The organism is Pseudomonas sp. 10S4, from assembly GCF_034344865.1.
Taxonomy (GTDB): domain Bacteria; phylum Pseudomonadota; class Gammaproteobacteria; order Pseudomonadales; family Pseudomonadaceae; genus Aquipseudomonas.
The window spans coordinates 3,969,254-3,985,553 of sequence record NZ_CP133774.1 but is presented as its reverse complement, the minus strand read 5'-3'; the positions used below and the strand labels follow the sequence as shown (position 1 = coordinate 3,985,553).

The window sequence follows — 16,300 nt, the reverse complement described above, 5'->3', positions numbered from 1 at the left end:
GTCTATCAGAACTTGCCTACACGTAAGAGATATTTGCGCTGAACTAAGTTTCAGCAACGCCTGCAAATTTCTCACGTAATTTATCTAGAGCGCGTTTGTACCGCATTTTTGTAGCACTCAAACCCATGTGCATGATGTCTGCGATCTCCTGAAATTCCAGCTCTGCGACAAATCGTAGCACCAGAATTTCACGGTCAATCGGGTTCACATACACCAGCCAGCGATCGAGTCCACCCTTGTCCTCTGGTTTCGGCGTCTTTTCTTCAGACGCTTCCTCGAGGGGGTCCAGACTCAAAGCGTCCATCAAGCGACGCTTTCGCCGTTCCTTCCGATACTGCGTGATGCATTCGTTGTACGTGATGCTATAGAGCCATGTCTTGAACTTCGATTTCCCCTCGAAATTCTTCAGGCCGTACAACACCTTCAACATCACTTCCTGACAGACATCATCTGCGTCGCGATCGTTCCCAAGATATCGTGCACAAACGTTAAATAATGTTCGTTGGTAACGCCGCATCAGTTCTTCATAGGCGCGTGTTACGTGAAACAGCTCGGTATGCGAGCGCGCGACCAACTCCTCATCAGAGAGCTCGCGGGGGTCGTAGCGCGTGGAGAGCGATTGAGCTTTATTCAAAACAAGTCGGGCCGACAGTCAGGTCAATGTCCGCCGCAGCCCTTTCAGGGCATTTTGCGGCGGCATACATTAGCAGGGTTTGCCGGGTTAGCGGCTACTCACATGCTGCTCCAGGAGAATCCGATTGGAGAGAGAGACTAGCTCACCCTCATCGGTCAGCAATGTGGTTTTAACCGTGCCGATCTCTTCGATCTGGCCTTCGACCTCGCCAACACGCACTTGTTGCCCAACCTGATACAACTCTCGCACATAGATTCCCGCAAGAATCTGACCGGCAATTTCCCTGCTTCCCAATCCCATTGCCAGCGCAACCGCCAGACCAACGGTAATCAATACGATCACAATTACATGGTTCAGCAGGTCAGTCTTGACCTCCAACTGGCTGATCGCAACCGACAAACTGATAATAATCACCAGGCCCTGGGCAATTCGCCCCAGGCCCGAAGCGTAATCCAGCCCTACGCCCTCTGCTGCACCGCGCACCAGCCCGTTGGCCAGTTGCGCCAGCAAAACACCCACCAGCAACACCAGCGCGGCGCCAAATACCTTCGGCAAATACAGCGCAAGCATATCCAGCGTAGCTGAAACTCTCTCAAGTCCAAGGGATTCTGCGGCGGACACCAGGAAAATCAGCAAAACGAACCAATAGACGATTTTGCCGATCAGGGTCGAAATCGGTACTTGAAGGCCGGCACGGGACAGTAATTTGGTCAAACCGGTACCGCCCATCAGGCGATCAAGGCCCAACTTGGCGAGCAATTTGGACAGCAAGGTGTCCAGCAGCTTGGCCACGACAAAACCCAACAGCAGCACAACCAGTGCGCCGAACAGGTTCGGAATGAAATTCGCAACCTTGGTCCACAACGCGGTCATTGCAGTGACGAGGCTCTGAGTCCAGAGATCAAGTTCCATATTCAATCAGCCTTATCAGCAGTACGAACGGTAGGTTTACGGTGACGGGAAACCGGCGTGACGTGGGCCGATCCATTGTTCACGGCAATCATCAGCGCGGGCAACCAGCGGCCCAGCAGGCTGAACAGATCGCCAGCGCCGACCTGGCGGTTGGCGGTTTTCAGTACACGGCCAAGGCACGCATCGTCGTCCCGAGTGGACGGAGATGCCTTGAGCATGTCACGTAAAGACTGTTCAAACGGATCGTGCATACGCACCTCTCGTGATGTCTGTGAAAGACGCGATCAAATTTGCCGGGGTCACATGGCTCATCATCACACCCAGCGCAAACGTCGGAATAACCACCACTGACCGACCGCCACCGAGACCATCATCAGGCAGGCAATCAAGAAGCCATACGGGTTGCCGGAGAACGGAATACCGCCAACGTTGATACCCAAAAGACCGGTCAGAAAACTCATCGGCAAAAAGATCCCGGTGATGATCCCGAAGCGGTACATCGTGCGGTTCATGCGCACGCTCAAACGCCGGTCTTCGGTCTCGAGGACCAGCCCCACTCGCTCGCGGGTCAATTCCAGCTCTTCGAGATATCGGGTCAGGCTGTTGTTCAATTCGTTCCAGTAATCACCGTCGTCTTCGACGAACCAGGGTAGTTTTATACGCGTCAGCTGACCAAAAATATCCCGCTGAGGTGCAAGGAAACGTTTCAGCCCGGCTGCCCTGCGACGGATCTGCAAAATGGCGCCGTGTTCGGGTGTATACCGTTCGTCGGCATCCAGTTTTTCTTCTTCCTCATCGACGATTTCCGAGAGGCAAGTGATCAGATCCTGGACCTTATTGGTCAGGTACTGAGCCATATAAAGGATGAGTTCGGAGGCGGTTTTCGGTCCCTTGCCTTCCGTAAGCTGCACCAGCAATTCGTCGGTGGCGCGCAACGGGCGCAAACGCAGCGAAATGACCCGCTGGGCCGCGGCAAAAATGCGCACCGAGACCATGTCTTCCGGCTCGGCACCGGGGTTCATGTTGATCCCGCGTAAAAATAGCAGCAGTTCGCTGTCGGAAAGCTGTAAAAGCCGAGGTCGGGTGTTTTCTTCGAGCAACAGGTCACAGCTGAACTCAGTCAGACCGCTGGATTTACGCAGCCAGGTCTGGGTTTGCGGATGACTGCGATCCCAGTGCAGCCACAGGCTTTCATGGGCCTGCAACTGCAAGTCATCGAGCTCAGTTCGGGCTATCGAACGCGCACCGCCTTTACCGTCCAGCACCAGGGCATGCACCAGCCCCCACTGCGCGTTTTCTTCCTCGAACATCCTCACCCCGTTTTTGCCACGAAAATTCGCATCGATGCTTTATTCAGGCATCTTCAGCGGGCTTGGCGAGATAATCACGCCGTTGTTGTCCGCATAAATGTAATGACCTGGATGGAACGTCACGCCGGCGAAGGTCACTGAAACGTTAAGGTCGCCGAGCCCGCGCCTGTCGGACTTCCTCGGGTGACTCGCGAGGGCCTGCACGCCCAGATCGGTCTGCGCGATGATATCGACGTCGCGGATACAACCGTAGATCACCAGCCCTTCCCAGCCGTTTTTCGCGGCTTTTTCGGCCAGCATGTCGCCCAACAACGCATGGCGCAGGGAACCGCCACCGTCGACCACCAGCACCTTGCCATCACCCTTGAGCTCGACCTGCTCCTTGACCCGCGAGTTGTCTTCGAAACATTTGATGGTCACGATTTCGCCGCCGAACGAATCACGGCCGCCGAAATTGCTGAACATCGGTTCCAGCACCTGCACCAGCTCTGGATAGGCGTCGCACAGGTCAGGCGTAACGTAATGGTTCATCGAGAAACTCCTGTAAAGAGGAAGACAATCGAGGATGTCGCAAAGTGACCGAAAAAGCGCAATGCGTCATATCTTAGCCGCAAGCCGACCAGAGCGAAATGCCCTTGTTAGAGCATCGGGCTCAGACCGCCGTGGCCAAATCCGGCTTTTCGCCCAGCAATGGCGTCTGTTGATCGGCCAACCAGCGAGCCACCAATGGCCAGGTTTCAGCCTGGGCGGCTTTGCTGACTAGCATTTCAACATGACCGAAATTGTCAGCAAAGCCCTGCTCGCGCCCCAGATTGATGAACTGCTTGTGCTCAGAGCCGAGCTGATCGAACAGTTTACGGCAGGCCCAGGCCGGGTCCTGATGATCGCCAGCCGCGCTCACGGCCAGTACCGGCAATTGAACTTCGGCCAAACCGGCCCACCAGTCCTTGTCGGCATCGCCAAAGCGCCCGAACAGGCCGTACCAGCGCATGCTTTCCAGGGCCAGGCCAATCGGCTCGTCCTCCGGGCCGCGCTTGAGCCGTGAACCGGACAACTGGGCAAAACGCTTGAGAATAAAGCGCCCGCTCCACTCGACCGGCGGGATTTTCAGCGGCCAATAGGTGCGGCTGACCTGCGTGCCGAAAAACGCCGCCGAAGCCACCACCGGCTCGCCGATGTATTGACCACCCAACGCGGCGGCCAAGGTAATGCCGCCCAGCGAGTGACCGATCCAGTGCGGGACCTGGCCACTTTGCTCGCGCACGAACGCACCGATGGCCGGCAGATCGTAACGGGCGTAGTCGGCGACGCGGTTCTTGCGGTAGTTCTGGTTGCGCTGGGACAGGCCGTGACCGCGCATCTCCGGGATCCACACATCGAACCCGAGCCGCGCCAGGTACGCCCCCAAACCCAAGCCTTTGGGCGAATACCAGAACCGGCGATTGGAAAAGCTGCCATGAAGCAAAATGACCGGTACGCCGCGCGCATCCGTGCCATCCGCCATGCCGAGGCGCGTTACCGCCAGCTCGACAGTACCGTCAGGGCTATTGGCGGGTTTCAATCGATACACGTCTTCGCTCAGATCGCCGCGCCGCTCGGCGCTGATCAGGGCGACAGGAAATAGGTTGCTGCTGCTTTGCATAATGCTCTTGCACAAAAAAGGGCGGCATCCGGAGGAGCTCGCCCTACTTGAATCAAAAGAGGCCGGTCAGTGACCGACCTCTTCACTCACCGATCAAGCCTGCGCTTGACCTTCAGCCAGGAAGAACCAGGTTTCCAGTACGGAATCGGGGTTCAGCGAAACGCTTTCGATGCCCTGCTCCATCAGCCATTTGGCGAGGTCCGGGTGGTCCGAAGGACCCTGACCGCAGATGCCGATGTACTTGCCAGCCTTGTTACAGGCCTGAATCGCGTTGGCCAGCAGCTTCTTGACGGCCGGATTACGCTCGTCGAATAAGTGAGCGATGATCCCGGAGTCACGGTCCAGCCCCAATGTTAGCTGGGTCAGGTCGTTGGAGCCGATGGAGAAGCCGTCGAAGAATTCGAGGAACTCTTCAGCCAGGATCGCGTTGGACGGCAGTTCGCACATCATGATGATGCGCAGACCGTTCTCGCCGCGGGCCAGGCCATTTTCGGCCAGCAGATCGATAACCTGGCTCGCTTCGCCCAGAGTACGGACGAACGGCACCATGATTTCAACGTTGGTCAGGCCCATCTCGTTGCGTACGCGTTTGAGCGCGCGGCATTCGAGTTCGAAGCAGTCACGGAACGCTTCGCTGATGTAACGCGAAGCACCACGGAAGCCCAGCATAGGGTTTTCTTCTTCCGGCTCGTAGAGCTTGCCGCCGATCAGGTTCGCGTATTCGTTGGACTTGAAGTCCGAGAGACGCACGATGACCTTTTTCGGGGTGAACGCAGCGGCCAGGGTACTGATGCCCTCGACCAGCTTATCGACATAGAAGCCAACCGGATCGTCGTAACCGGCAATGCGCTTGTCGACGCTGTCCTTGATGTCCTGCGGCAGACCGTCGTAGTTCAACAGTGCTTTTGGGTGCACGCCGATCATGCGGTTGATGATGAATTCCAGGCGGGCCAGGCCCACACCGGCGTTCGGCAGTTGCGCGAAGTCGAATGCACGGTCCGGGTTGCCGACGTTCATCATGATCTTGAACGGCAGATCAGGCATGGCATCAACGGAGTTTTTCTTGATGTCGAAGCCCAGTTCGCCTTCGAAGATGTAACCGGTGTCGCCTTCCGCGCAGGAAACCGTCACGCCCTGGCCGTCTTTCAACAGCTGGGTGGCGTTGCCGCAACCGACTACGGCCGGGATCCCCAGTTCGCGAGCGATGATCGCCGCGTGGCAGGTACGCCCGCCACGGTTGGTGACGATGGCGCTCGCGCGCTTCATGACCGGCTCCCAGTCCGGGTCGGTCATGTCGGAAACCAGTACGTCGCCGGGCTGGACTTTGTCCATCTCGGACACGTCCTTGATGATGCGAACCTTGCCGGCGCCGATGCGCTGGCCGATGGCGCGACCTTCAACCAGCACGGTGCCGGTTTCTTTCAACAGGTAACGTTCCATGACGTTGGCCTGGGTACGGCTCTTCACGGTTTCAGGACGGGCCTGAACGATGTAGAGCTTGCCGTCGTCGCCGTCTTTGGCCCATTCGATGTCCATCGGGCACTTGTAGTGCTTTTCGATGATCATCGCTTGCTTGGCCAGCTCGTTGACTTCGGCGTCGCTGAGGCAGAAACGCGCACGATCAGCCTTGTCCACGTCGATGGTCTTGACCGACTTGCCGGCCGTGGCCACTTCGCCGTAGATCATCTTGATGGCTTTGCTGCCCAGGTTACGGCGCAGGATGGCCGGGCGACCGGCTTCAAGCGTTTGTTTGTGGACGTAGAATTCGTCCGGGTTCACCGCGCCTTGTACGACGGTTTCACCCAGGCCGTAGGCGCCGGTGATGAACACCACGTCACGGAAGCCCGATTCGGTATCGAGGGTGAACATCACGCCGGCCGTGCCGGTTTCGGAGCGGACCATGCGCTGCACGCCGGCCGACAGGGCGACCAGCTTGTGGTCGAAGCCCTGGTGAACACGGTAGGAAATGGCGCGGTCGTTGAAGAGGGAGGCAAACACCTCTTTGGCGGCGCGAATGACGTTTTCGACGCCACGGATGTTCAGGAAGGTTTCTTGCTGACCGGCGAAGGAAGCGTCCGGCAAGTCTTCGGCGGTAGCGGAAGAGCGCACGGCCACGGCCATGTCAGGGTTGCCGGCCGACAGCGTGGCGAACGCAGTGCGGATCTCGGCGTTGAGCTTCTCGGGGAACTCGGCTTCCATGATCCACTTGCGGATCTGGGCACCGGTCTTGGCCAGGGCGTTGACATCATCGACGTCCAACGCGTCGAGGGCGGCATGGATCTGATCGTTCAGGCCGCTCAGTTCCAGAAAATCACGATAAGCCTGAGCTGTCGTGGCGAAGCCACCGGGCACCGATACACCGGCACCTGCAAGGTTACTGATCATCTCGCCCAGGGATGCGTTCTTGCCCCCCACATGCTCTACATCATGGACGCCGAGCTTATCGAGGGAAACTACGTACTCTACCAAGGTGATCTCTCCACTAACTGTGTTGGAAAAGCTCAGAAGCCGGCGGCTCGGGGGAGCGTTTGCCGACTGTATGGCCTGGACCTGGAAAATAAGTGAGAATGCGGGCCACTGGCGGCCGGCAAATCGCGCCTATCATATCCAGAAATCTTCACTAGCTTAAGGCCCAAGGTGCAAATGAAACGATCTGCTTTCTTCATCTCCGATGGCACGGGTATTACCGCCGAGACCCTCGGTCAAAGCCTGTTGGCGCAGTTCGAAAACATTACCTTCAGCAAATTCACACGTCCGTACATCGACAACGTCGATAAAGCGCGGGCCATGGTACAACAAATCAACAAGGCCGCCGAAACCGACGGCTTTCGGCCGATCATCTTCGACACCATCGTCAATCAGGACATCCGTGAGATCCTCGCGACCTCCAATGGTTTCATGATCGACATTTTCTCGACGTTCCTGGCACCGCTTGAACAGGAATTGACCGAGCATTCTTCCTACACAGTCGGCAAGTCCCACTCCATCGGTGGTAACTCCAATTATATGGAGCGAATCGAGGCGGTGAACTTCGCCCTCGACAACGATGACGGTGCGCGCACGCATTATTACGACAAGGCCGACTTGATCCTAGTGGGTGTGTCGCGTTGTGGTAAGACGCCGACGTGTCTGTACATGGCCATGCAATTCGGGATCCGCGCGGCCAACTACCCGCTGACCGAAGACGACATGGAGCGCCTGACCCTGCCGAGCGCCCTGCGCGCCCACCAGCACAAGCTGTTCGGCCTGACCATCGACCCGGACCGCCTCACCGCGATCCGCAACGAGCGCAAACCCAACAGCCGCTATTCGAGCTATGCCCAGTGCGAGTTTGAAGTACGCGAGGTGGAGAATCTGTTCCGCCGCGAGAACATTGCGCACATCAATTCCACGCATTTTTCGGTGGAAGAAATCTCGGCCAAAATTCTGGTGGAGAAAGGTGTGGAGCGGCGGTTCAAGTAGGTTGTCGGCGACTTTAAAACCGCCTTCGAGAGCAAGCCCGCTCCCACATTGGATCTTCAGCGAACACAATATTTGTGTACGAAAACGATCAAATGTGGGAGCGGGCTTGCTCGCGAAGAACGATTACACGGTTTCCATGAGTGCCCCCACCAACGCCTCAAACCCACCCAGCAACAACCCATCATCCCCCGCCGAATTACACACACTCGCCCGAATAAACTGCGGCACCGCCCCATGCCCGACCGCAAAGGCCTCGGCAGTCGCCACCAAATAATTGTTCTCCCTGAGCTCCGCCGCAATCTGCGACGCCCGCCACGGCTCGGGCACTTCGATCCAGAAGTGTGGGCTATTGGGATGGGTCTTGTATCCGACATCTTCTAACACGGCGCTGACCAACTGCTTGCGGCGGCTGATTTCGGCTATCTGCTGCCCCAGCAACTGCCCGGCGATGCCGTTTTCGACCCATTCACTCGCCAATGCCATCGACAACGGACTGGCCATCCAGCACGTCCCGCGCACTGCGGCGCTCAAACGTCCGATCAACGGTTGCGGCGCGTGCAGGTAACCAACCCTCAAACCGGCCGAAACGGCTTTGCTCAAACTGCCGATCAACACCGAACGCTCCGGGGCAAAGTGACTCAAGGGCAATGGCCGCTGCTGCGCCAGCACGGCGTGGGCCTCGTCCTCGATGATCAGCAAATTGTGCTGACGACAGATCTCGGCAATCGCCTCGCGCCGTGGGACTGACATCACTGCCGCCGTAGGATTCTGGATCGTCGGTGTGCAGTACAACGCTGACACTCGATGATTCTGGCAAACATCCGACAGCGCCTCGGGCAGCAGTCCTTCGTCATCCATCCCGACACCGATCAGTTTTATCCCGAGCATGCGTGCGACGCTGATCAACCCCGGGTAGGTCAAATGCTCGGTCACCAAGGTATCGCCGGCCTTGAGCAACCCCATCAGCACGCACAACAAGCCGTGCTGGCCGCCATTGACGCAAACAATCTGATCGGCACTCGGCGTAAAAGCCTTGTGCCGCAACCACTCGGCACCCGCTGCACGGTGGCGCAGTAACCCGGCATCGGCGGTGTAGCCGGCAATGTGTTGCAAGGTCTGCGGGTCGCTGGCCAAGGCTTGCAGGCCCTGACTCAGCAAGATCGCCTCCTGCCCCGGAATTGGCTGGTTCCGACTCATGTCGAACAGCGCTTGCGGCTCATCACTGACGTTGCGAAAGCCACCATCGCGCGAGCGTTCCATCCCGCGCTGACGCACATAAGTACCGTCTCCTACACGGGCCACCACCAACCCGACCCGCTCCAGTTCGCCATAGGCGCGGCTGATGGTGCCGATGGTCACGCCCAAACTGTCGGCCAGCAGTCGATGGGGCGGCAACTTGCTGCCCGGCTCGATCAAGCCTTCGCCGATGCTTTTTTCCAGAGCCTCGGCCAAACGCTTGTACTTGACGCCACGTCCTTGAGCCAGGCCCTCGCGCAGGATTGACACCGTGGCAATACTTACTTTGACAGTCATTTCCATCCCGAATAGCGTGCTGAAAACAGGTTCAATTAGGGATAGACCTATTCAGCATCCAGGTCAATTCCAACAACGAAAGGAACTCGATCATGTCCGTCGCCCTCAGCGCCTCTTCCCGTCTTCGAAAACCGTGGTTGGCCGGGTTGGTCACCAGCACGTTGTTTCTGATCGTTTGCCTGAGCTGGGGTACGACATGGCTGGGGATCAAAATTGCCGTCGAAAGCGTGCCGCCACTGACCGCCGCCGGCCTGCGCTTTCTGATCGCGTTTCCGTTGTTTTTGAGCTTCGCCCTGCTGCGGCGCGAACCGTTGCTGTTTCCAAGGCAAAGTCTCTGGTTTTTCGTGTTCGTGACGCTGTCGTATTTCAGCCTGCCGTATTACTTGCTCAACTACGGCGAGATGCACGTGTCATCCGGCCTGACCGCCCTGCTGTTCAGCTGCATGCCGGTGTTTATCCTGATTTTTTCCGCGATGTTTCTGCGGGAGAAAATCTACCCCTCGCAAGTCGTCGGCATCGCTATCGGTTTCGGCAGCCTGTTCATGATTATCCGCAGCCAGGGACTGCACCTGGACCACGCCGAGTTCTTCGGCGTACTGGCGATTCTCGCTGCGGCGGTGATGCATGCGCTGTGTTACGTGATTACCAAGAAGCAAGGCAGCGCGATCAGCGTGATTACCTACAACACGCTGCCCATCGGCCTGGCCGGGTTGATGTTGTTTGTCGCGGGATTGCGCTTTGAAGCGCCGGTGTTTGGCGACATTACAACGCGCTCGTGGGGCGCCCTGCTCTATCTGGGGCTGGTGGCGTCAGTGGGCGGGTTTATCGTTTATTTTTTGCTGCTGAAACGACTGAGCCCGATCATTCTGTCGTTCGTGTTCATTATTTTTCCGGTGTTCGCGGTGGTGATTGGCGCGTGGTACGAGGGGCAAAGTATTTCGCGGGAGCTGATGATGTATTCGGCGGTGCTGCTGACGGGGTTTGCGATCACCAAATTGCCCGTCGAGAAATGGCTAAAATCCTGAATACGCCCCAGCCCTCATAGGAGCCAGGCTTGCCGGCGAACGCGTCCTTGAATCCGACTTCGCCGGCAAGCCTGGCTCCTACAGGGATTGCGTGCAGCCGATCAGATCACGAATAGATCGACAAACCGGTTCACCGGCGTTGCCTCCAGCGCTGCCTGATCCTTGCACAACGCAAAAATCTCGGCACTGCGCTGACCGGTGAAGCGTGTCGCCAGGTTGGTCTTGAACTTGTCTTCCAGCAGCGGGATGCCATCGGTACGGCGGCGGCGATGGCCGATCGGGTACTCGACCACCACGTTCTCAGTGCTGGAGCCGTCCTTGAAAAACACCTGGATCGCGTTGGCGATGGAGCGTTTGTCGGCTTCCAGGTATTCGCGAGTGAAGCGCGGGTCTTCGACGATGACCATTTTCTCGCGTAGCACGTCGATGATCGGGTGCGCGGCATGGAACTCATCTTCGTACTGCTCGGCCACCAGATTGCCGAAGGCCAGCGGCACGGCGGTCATGTACTGAATGCAATGGTCGCGGTCAGCGGCATTCGCCAGCGGGCCGACTTTGGAGATGATTCGGATCGCCGATTCGTGGGTGGTGATGACGATTTTGTCGATGTCGTGCAGGCGATTCCGGACTTGCGGATGCAAGGTAACGGCAGCCTCGCAAGCGGTTTGCGCGTGGAACTCGGCGGGGAAGCTGATTTTGAACAGCACGTTTTCCATCACATAGCTGCCGTACTGGCGGGAGAAGCTGAACGTGCGTTTGTCTTCCGGTTTCAGCGCCAAATCGTTGTTGGTGTGACTGAACAACACGTCGTAGAAGCCCCACTGTTTGGCCGTCAGTACGCCGGGAATGCCCATCTCGCCGCGCATCGCAATATCCGCCAGCCGCACGCCTCGGCTGGAGGCATCGCCTGCGGCCCAGGATTTTCGCGACCCGGCGTTCGGCGCATGGCGATAAGTGCGCAGCGCCTGGCCGTCGGCAAAGGCGTGGGACAGCGCGGACAACAGTTGCTCGCGGTTGGCGCCCATCAGTTTGGCGGTGACGGCGGTTGAGGCGACTTTCACCAGCAGCACGTGATCAAGGCCTACGCGGTTGAAGGAGTTTTCCAGGGCAATCACACCCTGAATCTCGTGGGCCATGATCATCGCTTCGAGCACCGCGCGAATCGTCAGCGGTGCTTCGCCGTTGGCCAGGCGTTTTTGCGAAAGGTGATCGGCTATCGCGAGAATTCCGCCGAGGTTATCGGACGGATGGCCCCACTCGGCGGCGAGCCAGGTGTCGTTGTAATCGAGCCAGCGGACGATGCAACCGATGTCCCACGCGGCTTTCACTGGGTCGAGGCGGTAGCTGGTACCGGGCACGCGGGCACCGAACGGGACGACGGTGCCTTCGACGATCGGTGCCCAGGTGTTTGGTGCATTCGGGAAAGCGCAGGGCCAGCAGGCCGCAGCCGAGGGTGTCCATCAGGCAGTTGCGGGCGGTGTCCAAAGCTTCTTGGGATTGGATTTTGAAGGTGAGGACGTAGTCAGCGATGTCCTGCAGGACGGTGTCGTAGTCGGGACGGTTGTTCAGGTCGACGTTGGCGCTCATGTTCGATTCACTCTTGAAGTGGTTCGTTAATGGGACCTCGGTTCAGGGGTAATCTCAGGTTAGTTACAGCGTTCTTTTTTTGGTAATGCAATCAAAAATGTGGGAGCGGGCTTGCTCGCGAAAGCGGTATATCAGTCGACATCAATGTTGAATGTCAGTCCGTATTCGCGAGCAAGCCCGCTCCCACATGGGTTCATGTGTTGGATCAGAACGAGTCGCCCGGCACACGCACAAACCCTTCCATCAACACCCGCGCACTGCGGCTCATGATGGCTTTGTTTACGGTCCATTCGCCGTTCACCTGACTGGCCTCCGCGCCGACGCGCAACGTGCCGGACGGATGCCCAAAGCGCACCGCATTGCGGTCGATCCCGCCCGCCGCCAGGTTCACCAACGTCCCGGAAATCGCCGCCGCCGTACCAATCGCCACCGCCGCCGTGCCCATCATCGCGTGGTGCAACTTGCCCATGGACAACGCGCGCACCAGCAGGTCGACATCACCCGCCGCAATCGCCTTGCCGCTGGATGCCACGTAAGCCGCCGGTTTGGCCACGAACGCAACTTTCGGCGTGTGCTGCCGCTTGGCCGCTTCGTCCAGGTCCTTGATCAGGCCCATGCGCAGCGCGCCGTAAGCGCGGATGGTCTCGAACATCGCCAGGGCTTTCGGGTCGCTGTTGATCGCGCCTTGCAACTCGGTACCGGTGTAGCCGATGTCTTCGGCATTGACGAAAATCGTCGGAATGCCGGCATTGATCATGGTCGCCTTGAAGGTCCCGACGCCGGGCACTTCCAGGTCATCAACCAGGTTGCCCGTGGGGAACATCGAACCACCGCCGCCCTCTTCTTCTGCGGCCGGGTCCATGAATTCGACCTGCACTTCGGCCGCCGGAAAGGTCACGCCGTCGAGTTCGAAATCACCGGTTTCCTGCACTTCACCGTTGGTGATCGGCACGTGGGCGATGATGGTCTTGCCGATGTTGGCCTGCCACACACGAACCACCGCCACACCGTTTTGCGGAATGCGGCTGGCATCTACCAAACCATTGCTGATCGCGAACGAACCGACCGCCGCCGACAAGTTGCCGCAGTTGCCGCTCCAGTCCACAAAAGGCTTGTCGATGGACACCTGACCAAACAGGTAATCGACGTCGTGATCAGCCTTGATGCTTTTCGACAGGATCACGGTTTTGCTGGTGCTGGACGTCGCGCCACCCATGCCGTCGATTTGCTTGTCGTACGGGTCGGGGCTGCCGATCACTCGCAGCAACAAGGCATCGCGGGCCGGGCCGGGAATCTGTGCCGCTTCGGGCAGGTCTTGCAGGCTGAAGAACACGCCTTTGCTGGTGCCGCCACGCATGTAGGTGGCAGGGATTTTGATTTGAGGTGCGTGAGACATGTCATTCCTCTATTGGCCAACAGGGGATTTGAGTCCCCTGTGGCTCTGCGTTTTAAACGGCTACTGCCGATTCAAGGAAGTCCTGAGCGAAACGCTGCAACACGCCACCAGCCTCGTAGATTGACACTTCTTCGGCGGTGTCGAGGCGACAGGTCACTGGCACTTCGACGCGTTCACCGTTGAGGCGGTTGATCACCAGCGTCAGTTGCGCACGTGGAGTGCGATCACCGATCACGTCGTAGGTTTCGCTGCCGTCGATGGCCAATGTGTGGCGATCAGTGCCCGGCAGGAATTCCAGCGGCAACACGCCCATGCCCACCAGGTTGGTGCGGTGAATGCGCTCGAAACCTTCCGCGGCAATCGCTTCGACACCGGCCAGACGCACGCCTTTGGCCGCCCAGTCCCGGGACGAACCCTGACCGTAGTCGGCGCCGGCGATGATGATCAGCGGCTGCTTGCGCTCCATGTAGGTTTCGATGGCTTCCCACATGCGCATCACTTGGCCTTCCGGCTCGACGCGGGCCAGCGAACCCTGCTTGACCTTGCCGTTTTCCTGGACCATTTCGTTGAACAGTTTCGGATTGGCGAAGGTTGCGCGTTGCGCGGTCAAGTGGTCGCCACGGTGGGTCGCGTACGAGTTGAAGTCCTCTTCCGGCAAGCCCATTTTCGCCAAGTATTCGCCGGCGGCGCTGTCGAGCATGATCGCGTTCGACGGCGACAGGTGATCGGTGGTGATGTTGTCCGGCAGCACCGCCAGCGGGCGCATGCCCTTGAGCGGACGCGCGCCGGCTAGCGCGCCTTCCCAGTACGGCGGACGGCGGATGTAGGTGCTCATCTCCCGCCAGTCGTACAGCGGCGTGACTTTCGGGCCGGTGTCTTCGTGGATGGCGAACATCGGGATGTAGACCTGGCGGAATTGCTCCGGCTTCACCGAGGCTTTCACCACTGCGTCGATTTCTTCGTCGCTTGGCCAGATGTCTTTCAGGCGGATTTCCTTGCCGTCGACCACGCCCAGCACATCTTTTTCGATGTCGAAACGGATGGTCCCGGCGATGGCGTATGCGACCACCAGCGGCGGCGACGCGAGGAATGCTTGCTTGGCGTACGGGTGAATCCGCCCGTCGAAGTTACGGTTGCCGGACAGCACAGCCGTGGCGTACAGATCGCGGTCGATGATCTCTTGCTGGATCACCGGATCGAGTGCGCCGGACATGCCGTTGCAGGTGGTGCAGGCGAAGGCAACGATGCCGAAACCGAGTTGCTCCAGTTCGCTGGTCAGGCCGGCTTCGTCGAGGTACAGCGCGACGGTTTTCGAGCCCGGCGCCAGGGACGATTTGACCCACGGCTTGCGGGTCAGCCCGAGCTGGTTGGCGTTGCGCGCCAGCAGGCCGGCAGCGATGACGTTGCGCGGGTTGCTGGTGTTGGTGCAACTGGTGATGGCGGCGATGATCACCGCACCGTCCGGCATCTGGCCCGGCACTTCATCCCACTGGCCGGAGATGCCTTGGGCGGCGAGATCCGAGGTCGCGACGCGAGCGTGCGGGTTGCTCGGGCCGGCCATGTTGCGCACCACCGAGGACAGGTTGAACGTCAACCCGCGCTCGTATTGTGCATGCTTCAAGCTGTCAGCCCAGAGGCCGGTGGTTTTGGCGTAGTTCTCGACCAGTTGCACCTGTTCGTCTTCACGGCCGGTGAGTTTCAGGTAGTCGATGGTTTGCTGGTCGATGTAGAACATCGCCGCGGTGGCGCCGTATTCCGGGGCCATGTTGGAAATGGTTGCGCGGTCGCCGAGGGTCAGCGCGGAGGCGCCTTCACCGAAGAATTCCAGCCATGCGCCGACGACTTTCTGTTTGCGCAGGAACTCGGTCAACGCCAGCACCATGTCGGTGGCGGTGATGCCCGGTTGCAGCTTGCCGGTCAGTTCAACGCCGACGCTTTCCGGCAGACGCATCCACGAGGCGCGGCCGAGCATCACGCTCTCGGCTTCCAGGCCACCAACGCCGATGGCGATCACGCCCAAGGCATCGACGTGCGGAGTGTGGCTGTCGGTGCCGACGCAGGTGTCGGGGAACGCAACGCCGTCGCGCACCTGAATCACCGGAGACATTTTCTCCAGGTTGATCTGGTGCATGATCCCGTTGCCCGGCGGGATCACGTCGACGTTCTTGAAGGCTTTTTTGGTCCAGTTGATGAAGTGAAAACGGTCTTCGTTGCGACGGTCTTCGATGGCGCGGTTCTTCTCGAACGCCTCTGGATCAAAGCCACCACGCTCGACGGCCAGGGAGTGGTCGACGATCAATTGCGTCGGCACTACCGGGTTCACTTGCGCCGGGTCGCCACCTTGCAGGGCGATGGCGTCGCGCAGGCCGGCGAGGTCCACCAGCGCGGTCTGGCCGAGAATGTCATGACAGACCACGCGCGCCGGGAACCACGGAAAATCGAGGTCACGCTTGCGTTCGATGAACTGCTTCAGGGAATCGGTGAGCGTGGCCGGGTCGCAGCGGCGCACCAGGTTTTCCGCGAGTACGCGGGAGGTGTACGGCAGAGTGTCGTAGGCGCCAGGCTGGATGGCTTCGACAGCCGCACGGACGTCGAAGTAATCCAGATGACTGCCGGGCAGCGGTTTGCGAAATTCTGTGTTCATCGTCAGGACTCGGTCACGGTAATTACAATGGGTGGGGCCTGGCACCGCTGCTGAACTGAAGCCGGATCAAATGTGGGAGCGGGCTTGCTCGCGAAAGCGGTGTATCAGTCGACATCACTGTTGAATGTCAGTCCGTCTTCGCGAGCAAGCCCGCT

The 16,300-nt window shown here is 59.0% G+C and carries 12 protein-coding genes and 1 pseudogene; 2 read left to right on the top strand and 11 right to left on the bottom strand.

The genetic code is table 11. From position 1 onward, the window contains the following. Positions 1-43: 43 nt before the first annotated feature. The 7 genes from sigX to ppsA form a co-directional block, all read right to left on the bottom strand. Entirely contained in the window at positions 44-634 is a 591-nt protein-coding gene (sigX, locus tag RHM58_RS18645) for an RNA polymerase sigma factor SigX (RefSeq protein WP_163909195.1), read from the bottom strand. Positions 635-721: 87 nt separating this feature from the next. Beyond that, positions 722-1,546 (bottom strand): mechanosensitive ion channel family protein, encoded by an 825-nt coding sequence (locus RHM58_RS18640; RefSeq protein ID WP_054054005.1) that lies wholly within the window; start codon positions 1,544-1,546, stop codon positions 722-724. Between the two features lie 2 nt (positions 1,547-1,548). Then, complete coding sequence (locus RHM58_RS18635; protein WP_201202094.1) at positions 1,549-1,797, bottom strand: CrfX protein; 249 nt, start codon at positions 1,795-1,797, stop codon at positions 1,549-1,551. Between the two features lie 63 nt (positions 1,798-1,860). Beyond that, positions 1,861-2,856 carry a zinc transporter ZntB gene (locus RHM58_RS18630; protein ID WP_201202092.1) on the bottom strand — a complete coding sequence of 332 codons (996 nt, stop codon included), beginning with the start codon at positions 2,854-2,856 and terminating at the stop codon, positions 1,861-1,863. 39 nt (positions 2,857-2,895) lie between these two features. After that, positions 2,896-3,387 carry a ribonuclease E activity regulator RraA gene (gene rraA, locus RHM58_RS18625; RefSeq protein ID WP_322267849.1) on the bottom strand — a complete coding sequence of 164 codons (492 nt, stop codon included), beginning with the start codon at positions 3,385-3,387 and terminating at the stop codon, positions 2,896-2,898. A gap of 121 nt (positions 3,388-3,508) precedes the next feature. Further along, positions 3,509-4,498, bottom strand: a complete 990-nt coding sequence (locus tag RHM58_RS18620) for an alpha/beta fold hydrolase (RefSeq protein WP_201202088.1) — start codon at positions 4,496-4,498, stop codon at positions 3,509-3,511. A 93-nt stretch (positions 4,499-4,591) separates the two neighbouring features. Beyond that, positions 4,592-6,967, bottom strand: a complete 2,376-nt coding sequence (gene ppsA / locus RHM58_RS18615) for a phosphoenolpyruvate synthase (RefSeq protein WP_201255922.1) — start codon at positions 6,965-6,967, stop codon at positions 4,592-4,594. 174 nt (positions 6,968-7,141) lie between these two features. On the opposite strand from ppsA, the gene RHM58_RS18610 reads away from it, so the two are divergent. Continuing rightward, a complete protein-coding gene (locus RHM58_RS18610; protein WP_201202085.1) occupies positions 7,142-7,960 on the top strand; it encodes a pyruvate, water dikinase regulatory protein in 819 nt (272 codons plus the stop codon). Positions 7,961-8,083: 123 nt separating this feature from the next. Here the strand turns inward: RHM58_RS18610 and RHM58_RS18605 are convergent, their stop codons facing one another. Then, positions 8,084-9,493, bottom strand: a complete 1,410-nt coding sequence (locus tag RHM58_RS18605; protein WP_201202084.1) for a PLP-dependent aminotransferase family protein — start codon at positions 9,491-9,493, stop codon at positions 8,084-8,086. 137 nt (positions 9,494-9,630) lie between these two features. Here RHM58_RS18605 and RHM58_RS18600 point away from each other — a divergent pair, with 137 nt between their 5' ends. Then, the gene (locus tag RHM58_RS18600) at positions 9,631-10,518 is read left to right on the top strand and encodes a DMT family transporter (RefSeq protein ID WP_322270863.1); all 888 of its coding nucleotides are present in this window, start codon (positions 9,631-9,633) and stop codon (positions 10,516-10,518) included. A 101-nt stretch (positions 10,519-10,619) separates the two neighbouring features. Here the strand turns inward: RHM58_RS18600 and prpD are convergent. The 3 genes and pseudogenes from prpD to acnD form a co-directional block, all read right to left on the bottom strand. After that, a pseudogene (prpD, locus tag RHM58_RS18595) lies at positions 10,620-12,105 on the bottom strand (2-methylcitrate dehydratase). A 205-nt stretch (positions 12,106-12,310) separates the two neighbouring features. Continuing rightward, the gene (prpF, locus tag RHM58_RS18590; protein ID WP_201255923.1) at positions 12,311-13,501 is read right to left on the bottom strand and encodes a 2-methylaconitate cis-trans isomerase PrpF; all 1,191 of its coding nucleotides are present in this window, start codon (positions 13,499-13,501) and stop codon (positions 12,311-12,313) included. Between the two features lie 52 nt (positions 13,502-13,553). Further along, positions 13,554-16,145 carry a Fe/S-dependent 2-methylisocitrate dehydratase AcnD gene (gene acnD / locus RHM58_RS18585; RefSeq protein ID WP_201255924.1) on the bottom strand — a complete coding sequence of 864 codons (2,592 nt, stop codon included), beginning with the start codon at positions 16,143-16,145 and terminating at the stop codon, positions 13,554-13,556. Positions 16,146-16,300 lie beyond the last annotated feature (155 nt).

Bases quoted from the DNA above. Each gene is read 5' to 3' on its own strand.
- acnD (WP_201255924.1), bottom strand. From the start codon at position 16,145: ATGAACACAGAATTTCGCAAACCGCTGCCCGGCAGTCATCTGGATTAC.
- RHM58_RS18605 (WP_201202084.1), bottom strand. From the start codon at position 9,493: ATGACTGTCAAAGTAAGTATTGCCACGGTGTCAATCCTGCGCGAGGGC.
- prpF (WP_201255923.1), bottom strand. From the start codon at position 13,501: ATGTCTCACGCACCTCAAATCAAAATCCCTGCCACCTACATGCGTGGC.
- RHM58_RS18640 (WP_054054005.1), bottom strand. From the start codon at position 1,546: ATGGAACTTGATCTCTGGACTCAGAGCCTCGTCACTGCAATGACCGCG.
- RHM58_RS18610 (WP_201202085.1), top strand. From the start codon at position 7,142: ATGAAACGATCTGCTTTCTTCATCTCCGATGGCACGGGTATTACCGCC.
- RHM58_RS18620 (WP_201202088.1), bottom strand. From the start codon at position 4,498: ATGCAAAGCAGCAGCAACCTATTTCCTGTCGCCCTGATCAGCGCCGAG.
- rraA (WP_322267849.1), bottom strand. From the start codon at position 3,387: ATGAACCATTACGTTACGCCTGACCTGTGCGACGCCTATCCAGAGCTG.
- RHM58_RS18630 (WP_201202092.1), bottom strand. From the start codon at position 2,856: ATGTTCGAGGAAGAAAACGCGCAGTGGGGGCTGGTGCATGCCCTGGTG.
- RHM58_RS18635 (WP_201202094.1), bottom strand. From the start codon at position 1,797: ATGCACGATCCGTTTGAACAGTCTTTACGTGACATGCTCAAGGCATCT.